The organism is Pseudomonas sp. NPDC098740, from assembly GCF_044760065.1.
In the GTDB taxonomy this organism is placed as follows: Bacteria; Pseudomonadota; Gammaproteobacteria; order Pseudomonadales; family Pseudomonadaceae; genus Aquipseudomonas; species Aquipseudomonas rossensis.
On record NZ_JBIWAM010000012.1, the window covers coordinates 57,140 to 65,531 of the forward strand.

General features: G+C 58.1%; 7 protein-coding genes and 3 tRNA genes. 2 read left to right on the plus strand and 8 right to left on the minus strand.

The features are described 5' to 3' along the window. Window positions 1-12 precede the first annotated feature (12 nt). From ACIQU2_RS16445 to ACIQU2_RS16455, 3 genes are all read right to left on the minus strand, one after another. Window positions 13-89, minus strand: a tRNA-Met gene (locus tag ACIQU2_RS16445). A gap of 232 nt (window positions 90-321) precedes the next feature. Continuing rightward, window positions 322-398: transfer RNA gene (locus tag ACIQU2_RS16450), tRNA-Met, on the minus strand. A gap of 231 nt (window positions 399-629) precedes the next feature. After that, window positions 630-706: transfer RNA gene (locus tag ACIQU2_RS16455), tRNA-Met, on the minus strand. Window positions 707-1,007: 301 nt separating this feature from the next. Between ACIQU2_RS16455 and dinB the strand changes: the two genes are divergently transcribed. Then, window positions 1,008-2,072: a DNA polymerase IV gene (gene dinB / locus ACIQU2_RS16460; protein WP_347804906.1), complete on the plus strand. Its 1,065-nt coding sequence runs from the start codon at window positions 1,008-1,010 to the stop codon at window positions 2,070-2,072. 101 nt (window positions 2,073-2,173) lie between these two features. On the opposite strand, the gene ACIQU2_RS16465 is transcribed toward dinB, so the two are convergent. The 4 genes from ACIQU2_RS16465 to ACIQU2_RS16480 form a co-directional block, all read right to left on the minus strand. After that, complete coding sequence (locus ACIQU2_RS16465; RefSeq protein ID WP_403142559.1) at window positions 2,174-3,127, minus strand: hypothetical protein; 954 nt, start codon at window positions 3,125-3,127, stop codon at window positions 2,174-2,176. A 17-nt stretch (window positions 3,128-3,144) separates the two neighbouring features. Then, window positions 3,145-4,860, minus strand: coding sequence for a proline--tRNA ligase (locus tag ACIQU2_RS16470; protein WP_403142562.1), 1,716 nt, complete (start codon window positions 4,858-4,860; stop codon window positions 3,145-3,147). A gap of 143 nt (window positions 4,861-5,003) precedes the next feature. Continuing rightward, window positions 5,004-6,569, minus strand: coding sequence for an AmpG family muropeptide MFS transporter (locus ACIQU2_RS16475; RefSeq protein WP_283183256.1), 1,566 nt, complete (start codon window positions 6,567-6,569; stop codon window positions 5,004-5,006). A 44-nt stretch (window positions 6,570-6,613) separates the two neighbouring features. Beyond that, window positions 6,614-6,967 carry an MGMT family protein gene (locus ACIQU2_RS16480; protein WP_008153938.1) on the minus strand — a complete coding sequence of 118 codons (354 nt, stop codon included), beginning with the start codon at window positions 6,965-6,967 and terminating at the stop codon, window positions 6,614-6,616. Between the two features lie 162 nt (window positions 6,968-7,129). On the opposite strand from ACIQU2_RS16480, the gene ACIQU2_RS16485 reads away from it, so the two are divergent. Further along, window positions 7,130-8,137, plus strand: coding sequence for a DUF481 domain-containing protein (locus tag ACIQU2_RS16485; RefSeq protein WP_347804909.1), 1,008 nt, complete (start codon window positions 7,130-7,132; stop codon window positions 8,135-8,137). 110 nt (window positions 8,138-8,247) lie between these two features. Here the strand turns inward: ACIQU2_RS16485 and ACIQU2_RS16490 are convergent. Further along, window positions 8,248-8,392 (minus strand): cold-shock protein (locus tag ACIQU2_RS16490; RefSeq protein WP_403142749.1); only part of this gene is annotated, 145 nt, incomplete at its 5' end.

Sequence of the window (8,392 nt, forward strand, 5' to 3'; positions counted from 1 at the left end):
TTTTTTGATGTTTGGTTGCGGGAGCCGGATTTGAACCGACGACCTTCGGGTTATGAGCCCGACGAGCTACCAGACTGCTCCATCCCGCGTCTGTGTGGCGGCATTGTACAGGCGACCGCCGGAGTGTCAACCGTTAATCCTGAATAGGGTCATATAAGCGTAGATGAGCGGCGAACGGTCGTGGGGGAGACTTAAGTTTCGGAATCGGAACGATTTCTCGTTTCTGCGCCGTCAGCCGTTACCCGCTCGTATCTATGCTCATATTTACAAAAGAGACGCGCACAAAAAAGGCCACTCTTTCGAGTAGCCTTTTTCGATGTTTGGTTGCGGGAGCCGGATTTGAACCGACGACCTTCGGGTTATGAGCCCGACGAGCTACCAGACTGCTCCATCCCGCGTCTGTGTGGCGGCATTCTACAGACGAACGCCGGAGTGTCTACCGTTAATCCTGAATAGGGTCAAATAAGCGTAAATGAGCGGCGAACGGTCGTGGGGGAGACTTAAGTTTCGGAATCAGAACGATTTCTCAATCCTGCACCGTCAGCCGTTACCCGCTCTTTTCTGTCTCGCGATTACAAAAGAGACGCGCACAAAAAAGGCCACTCTTTCGAGTAGCCTTTTTCGATGTTTGGTTGCGGGAGCCGGATTTGAACCGACGACCTTCGGGTTATGAGCCCGACGAGCTACCAGACTGCTCCATCCCGCGTCTGTGTGTCGGCATTCTACAGAGGATCGGCAGGCTGTCAACCTTCAATCCAGAGAAAACCTCTTCCCGTTCAATCGCTTAGCTTGAAAACAGGGCTGGGTGATGGGCTGTAAGGTCGGTGTGGCAAGGCTTTCAGCTCTATCGGGTGAAGCTTTTCGATTAAGAAAATAAATTCATCTGGCACTTTTCCTACGGGTGGAAAAGAACATTCAGAGTACTGGTGCTATATACAGGTGTCAGTGAGATACTGCCGATCTGACTCGCCAGTACTCCATTTCTTCACCATGAACACTGCTTTTATATGACGCAGCGAAAAATCATCCACGTCGATTGTGACTGCTTCTACGCCGCCATCGAGATGCGTGACGACCCGCGCCTGGCCGGTAAACCTCTGGCAGTGGGCGGTTCTGCGGATCGGCGTGGAGTGATCGCCACCTGCAATTATGAGGCGCGGGCTTATGGGGTGCGCTCGGCCATGTCTTCCGGACATGCCTTGAAGCTGTGCCCGGACCTGACCATCGTCAAGCCACGCATGGAGGCCTATAGAGAAGCCTCTAAGGAAATTCACACGATCTTTCGCGATTACACCGACTTGATCGAGCCGCTTTCCCTGGATGAGGCCTACCTCGACGTATCGGACAGTGCGCATTTCGGTGGCAGCGCCACGCGGATTGCCCAGGACATTCGCCGTCGCGTCTCTAATCAACTTCACATCACCGTTTCGGCGGGCGTTGCGCCGAACAAGTTTCTGGCCAAGATCGCCAGCGACTGGAAGAAGCCCAACGGCTTGTTCGTCATTACGCCGGATCAGGTCGAGGATTTTGTCAGTGGTTTGCCGGTGAGCAAGTTGCACGGCGTTGGCAAAGTGACCGCAGACAAATTAGGCAGGCTTGGCATCGTCGATTGTTCGCATCTGCGCGAATGGGACAAGTTGGCGCTTGTGCGAGAATTCGGCAGCTTCGGCGAGCGACTCTGGAGCCTGGCCCGTGGGATCGATGACCGGTTGGTGCACAACGACAGTCGTCGGCAGTCGATCAGTGTCGAAAACACCTACGACGTGGACCTGCCGGATCTGGTGAGCTGCCTCGATAAATTACCCGAGTTACTGGAAACCCTGGCCGGCCGCATGGCGCGAATCGACAGCAGCTATCGACCGGGCAAACCGTTCGTCAAAGTGAAATTCCATGACTTCACCCAGACCACTCTGGAGCAGGCCGGGGCAGGGCGGGATTTGGGGAGCTATCAGTTGTTGCTGACCCAGGCGTTCAATCGCGGCGGGAAACCGGTGCGGTTGCTGGGGATTGGAGTGCGGCTGGAGGATTTGCGGGGCGGGTTTGAGCAGATGGAGTTGTTTGAACGTCAATAAAGCAAAAGATCGTCCGAACGCGGCCCGAGCCTTCGGCAGCTCCTACAGAGGAACGCATTCCAGTGTAGGAGCTGCCGAAGGCTGCGATCTTTTAAGGCAGGTTAATTCGGTCCCGGATCCGCGACCAGTCGCCCGGCATCCTTGGTCAATGACTTGAGGAATTCGGTCTGCAACTCGGGATCGTTACGCGTCAGTTCGATCAGGCTTTGTTCCAGCTCGGTGGCTTCTTCTTCCAGCCCCAGTTCCGACAAACGTTTGACCCGGTGTACCCACTGGCTCACTTCGTCGTCTTCGAGGTCGTCGTAAATCAGCCCGTGAGCTTCGAGCAGCTTGCCACGCAAGGAGCTACTGACCGCCAGGGACGAATTGGAGTGCACGTCGTCCTGAGCATCCTGGACACTGATCAGCAGCCGGCTCAAATGATTGATGTCGTGTTCGGCGAACGGGCTGTCCAGCAGGTTCACGCGCAATACACCGTTTTTGTCGGTGCTCATCTCGAACGTTTCCTTGCCGGCCTTGACCTCAACCGGACGCTCGCTCCATGGCAGGCTTGAGTATTCGGTGCGCTTGTCGAGCTGGACCTCGTCGATTCCCGCCAGGTTCTGTTGCGCGCGACCATGAGACTGCACGTTCATGAACGGGTTGAGCCCGGCGAAACCGTAGCTCAGCCAGTCTTTCGTCATGCTGTCCGGCAGGTTGCCAAGGGCGAACACGTTGACCACGTTCGCACCGACACCGGCCACCACGGCCACCGCACCCAGCGGGACCTCGTAAGCCTCCCGCCAGGGTTGGTAAGGCGTGTAGCGGTCGTAGTGGCGTGTGACTTCGAATTCGGTGACTTCGAACGTTTTCTGCTCGTGGATCTTCACCCGACGTTGCGGCAGATCAAGCACCTTCGGCTCGCCGACATCGATCTGCAGGCTGTGATCGAGCAATTTACGCTCGACACGTTCCTCGTGCTCGCTGCGTTGCGACATGTGGTTGGCACAGCCGCTGACCAGCAGGGTGCCGCACAGGGCGGCACCACCGAGGCCTAAGGTGTTTCGCTTGAACATGACTTCTCTATCTGGTGTCAGCGGCGGATACGGGACTGAAGGAAGGACAGCACGTCAGCGACCGGCAGCGCTTGCGCTTCGGGCTCGGTGCGGCTCTTGTATTCCAGATTGCCTTCGGCGAGGCCGCGGTCACTGACCACGATCCGGTGAGGAATGCCGATCAGCTCCATGTCCGCAAACTTGATGCCCGGGCTGGTTTTCTTGTCGCGGTCGTCCAGCAGTACTTCGAAGCCGGCGGCAGTCAGTTCTGCATACAGCTTGTCGGTGGCTTCGCGAACCTGTTCGGTTTCGTAGCGCAACGGTACCAGAGCGATCTGGAACGGGGCCAGCGTGTCACTCCAGATGATCCCGTTGGCGTCGTTGTTCTGCTCGATGGCCGCAGCCACCACGCGGGAAACGCCGATGCCGTAGCAACCCATTTCCAGGGTGACTGGCTTGCCATTCTCGCCCAGCACTTCGCACTTCATCGCTTTGCTGTACTTGTTGCCCAGCTGGAAGATGTGCCCGACTTCGATGCCGCGCTTGATTTCCAGGGTGCCTTTGCCATCCGGGCTCGGGTCGCCGGCGACCACGTTACGCAGATCGGCAACGGTCGGAACTGGCAGATCACGCTCCCAGTTCACGCCGAAATAGTGTTTGTCATCGATGTTGGCGCCGATGCCGAAGTCGCTCATCAATTCGACGGAACGGTCGATGATGATTGGCAGTGGCAGGTTCAGCGGGCCCAGGGAGCCGGCGCCGGCGCCAATGGCGTCGCGCAGTTCGGCTTCGGAGGCCATGACCAGCGGGCTGGCAACGCCAGGCTGGTTGCCGGCCTTGATTTCGTTCAGCTCGTGGTCGCCACGAATGATCAGGGCAATCAGCTTGCCTTTCTCTTCAGCGTGAACCACCAGGGTCTTGATGGTCTTTTCAATCGGCAGGTTGAAGCCTTCGACCAGTTGCGCAATGGTCTTGGCGTTCGGCGTGTCGACCAGGCGCAGCTCTTCGGCAGGAGCGGCGCGGGAGGTCTCGCGTGGCACGGCTTCGGCTTTCTCGATGTTTGCCGCGTAGTCGGAACCGTTGCTGAAGACGATATCGTCTTCGCCGGATTCGGCCAGCACGTGGAACTCGTGGGAGCCAGCTCCACCGATCGAGCCGTTGTCGGCTTCAACCGGGCGGAATTTCAGGCCCAGACGGGTGAACACGTTGCAATACGCCTGGTGCATACGGTCGTAGGTGACCTGCAGTGATGGCTGGTCAGCGTGGAAGGAGTAGGCGTCCTTCATGATGAATTCGCGACCGCGCATCAAGCCGAAGCGTGGACGGATTTCGTCACGGAATTTGGTCTGGATCTGGTACAGGTTGATTGGCAGCTGTTTGTAGCTGCTCAACTCGTTGCGCATCAGGTCAGTGATGACTTCTTCATGAGTCGGGCCGGCGCAGAAATCGCGACCGTGGCGATCCTTGAAGCGCAACAATTCAGGGCCGTATTCTTCCCAGCGACCGGATTCCTGCCACAGCTCAGCCGGTTGGGTGCTCGGCATCAACACTTCGAGAGAGCCCGCGGCGTTCATTTCTTCACGAACGACGGCTTCGACCTTGCGCATCACTCGCAAGCCCATCGGCAGCCAGGTGTACAGGCCCGAGGCGAGTTTGCGGATCATGCCGGCGCGCAGCATCAGCTGATGGCTGATCACGACCGCGTCGGAAGGCGTTTCTTTCTGTGTGGCGAGCAAAAATTGACTGGTGCGCATGGTTGGCCGTTGTCGGTTGCTGATGACGAGAAATGACGGAGCATTGTACGGGCGAGATCTGCTGGCGTACAGGCGTGCGGTCGGCGGGGTGTGGCGGGAGGCGGGAATCCCCGCGCCCTCTGCTCTGCTTCCTGCTGAAGATCCTACGATTCTTCCGCGACCTGGGTCGGAACCGGTTCTGGTGTCGGCGTTGGCGTCGGGCCTTCGCGGCGACTCTCCTGGAACCAGTGCAACGCGATCAACAGCAGCGTCGGTACGCCCAGCAGGGCAGTGATCAGGAAGAAGTTGTGGTAACCGAATTTCTCCACCATGACCCCCGAGTAGCCGCCGATCAGGCGTGGCAGCAAGAGCATTATCGAGCTGAGCAGGGCGTACTGGGTCGCGGAGAACTTCAAGTTGGTCAGGCTCGACAGGTAGGCGACGAACGCCGAGGTCGCCAGGCCCGAGCTGAAGTTGTCCAGGGAGATGGTGCCAATCAGCATGTTCAGGTTGGCGCCCATGTCGGCGAGCATCAGGAACAGCAGGTTGGTGCCGGCTGATGCAATGCCGCCGATGAGCAGAATCGGCAAGATGCCGAAGCGCACGATCAGCAGGCCGCCCATGCCGGCGCCGACCAGGGTCATGATCAGGCCAAAGATCTTGCTGACGCTTGCAATCTGATCCTTGGTGAAGCCTTGGTCGATGTAGAACACGTTAGCCATCACGCCCATGACCGTATCGGACATCCGATAGGTGGCGATCAGCCCAAGCAGCAGGAACGCTTGCCAGCGGTAGCGCAGAATGAAGTCGTTGATCGGCGTCAGCACCGGCGCCAGTCCACGGCGGCCAATGGCCGACAGGCACATTGCGGTGAGCGTGGTGTAGAGGATTGCCCGCAGGAACGCGCGGTCTTCGAGCAGCAGGTCGAGCACGCTCACGCCTTCGAACAGCACGCTGGCGAAATCGGTGTTGTACAACTGAGTGAACATGGCCGGCACGGAAACCAACAGCACGATCAGCACAAACACCGATGCCAGTTGATGCACAAAGCTGTAGCGCCCGGCCTGAAGCTGCGTGCGCAGCGGCACCGGCGGTTCGCGCATGAAAAAGGAGGTCAGCAGCGCCGGAACCATCAAGGCACCGAACAGGATGTAGGTGCCGGCCCATGCCGAATGCTTATAGTTGAAACCGGTGGAGCCGAAGCCTTCAGCAAAGAACAGGGCACCGGCGGTGGCCAGCAGCGCGGCGATCCGATAACCGGACATGTAACTGGCGGCGAGGGCGGCCTGGCGGGTGTCGTCGGCGATTTCCAGGCGATAGGCGTCGACTGCGATGTCTTGTGTCGCCGAGGCGAAAGCAACGACCACCGCAATGGCGATCAACCAGGACAAATGCTTTTGCGGGTCGCAGAAACCCATCCCGATCAGGCCGAGGATGACCAGCGCCTGGGAAAGCACCAGCCAGGAACGTCGGCGACCGAGCTTGCCGAGAAATGGCAGGCGCCATTGGTCGAGCAGCGGTGACCAGACCCATTTAAAGGCGTAGGCCAGGCCGATCAGGCTTGCATAGCCAATGGTTTCGCGAGCCACGCCAGCTTCGCGCAGCCAGACCGAAAGTGTCGAAAACACCAGCATGTAGGGCAGGCCGGCGGCGAAACCAAGCAGCAACAGTACAAGCGTCGAGGGGCTGGCATAGGCGGCGAGCGCGGCGCGCCAGGTTTTACGGGGCATGGGCTGGAGTCTGCCTCAAGAAATACGGAAACAAAGCGCGCACTCTAACCGCTGTGCTCTACCGGGCGCCAGCCATGGCGCTGAATATCAACACGATTGTTCAGGATACTGATGCCCTCCATGCGCAAACGCGCGCGTTGTTCATCCCCCGAAGGGCTGCCTGCGGGGAGGCTGATACGCCCACCCGCACCGAGCACGCGGTGCCAGGGTAATTTGCTGTCGCCCGGCAGTTGGCTCAGTGTCCGTCCGACGAAGCGGGCGGCGCGACCCAGCCCCGCCAACTCGGCGAGTTGACCGTAACTCACGACTTTGCCCTCTGGGACTTGCGCCAGAGTCAGGTACAGCGCCGTGCGTCGGATTTGCGCCGGACTATCGGTTTCAGTGGTTGAGTCGGTCACGTCGGCAGTTCCTGAAAAAGTCGCCTTACCGTCTGTAGAGTAAATCCTGGATCACCCATTGAGAAATGAACTCAATAGAAATAGTCGGGTCAGTCCTTGCTAGGGTCTTATTCGTATGGATAATGCCGACTTTTTTTCGCAAACTTGAGCCTGTATTTGCTTATGTTGTCCAGAACCCTGCTGTGCCTCGCTGTCGTCAGTGCCTCCACGCCCTTGCTCGCCGATACCGTCTGGTTGAAGAACGGTGACAAGCTGAGCGGCAAGATCACCGTTTTCGATGGCGGCAAGCTGTTGATCCAGACCGAATATGCCGGTGCCGTCCCGATCGACTGGAAGCAGGTCAAAACCCTGGAAAGCGATCAGCAGTTGCTGGTCAAGCAGGATGCCTACACCGGCGAAAAGGCCAAGGCACTGCATGCGGCAGAGGACGGCAAGGTCACCCTGGCCAATGGCGATGGTCCCAAGACCGTCGAACTGGCCAGTATTCAGCAGATCCTCAAGCCCAAGCCTGTCGTCGAGGATTTGGTGTGGAAGGGTAATGTCGATGCGGCGCTGGATTATCAGCGGGCCGAGAAAGACACCGACGATTACGATATCGACTTCAAGACCTCTGCGCGTCATGGCAGATGGCGACACACCGCAGAAGGCGAGTACAACCGCGAATTTCAGGATGACGTGGTCACTACCGACAACTGGCGGGGCGAATACTCTCTCGACCGTTTCCTGACCGAAAAATGGTTCTGGCAAGGGCGCGCGGTCTACAAGCGCGACAAGGTCGAAGAGCTGTCCCGCCAGCGCACCGTCGGTACCGGCCCCGGTTACCAGTTCTGGGACAACGAGCTGGGCGCATTCTCGCTGGGCTCGCTGGTCAACCGCACGGACTATGAGTTCGCAGACGGCGGCAAAGAAAACTTCTATTCCGTGGCGATGAAGTGGGACTACAACCGCTACCTGATCGGTAAGAAGGTGGAGTTCTTCACGAACGGCGAAGTGGGTAAGCCGTTGTCGGACGTTGCGGAGTACGCGCTCGATGCCGAAATGGGCTTGCGCTACAAAGTGACTGAATGGGCATCGCTTAATCTGAAGGCCGAGAGAGACATTATTAGCGGCACTGACGATGCTGATTTAGACAAGACACGCTACACCGCAGGGTTTGGTGTGGCCTGGTAAGACGCAAAAAAATCGCAGCCATGGGCTGCGATTTTTTTTGCCTGCAAAACAGACAGGCACAAAAAAGCCCCGCTTTTGAGGGCGGGGCTTTTTACTAAAGCAAGTACAAGTTAGATAACTTGAACTTCTTCAGCTTGCATGCCTTTCTGACCGCGGGTAGCGATGAAAGAAACCTGTTGGCCTTCTTTCAGGCTTTTGAAGCCGTCGGATTGGATAGCTTTGAAGTGAACGAACAGGTCGTCACCGGGTTGTGGA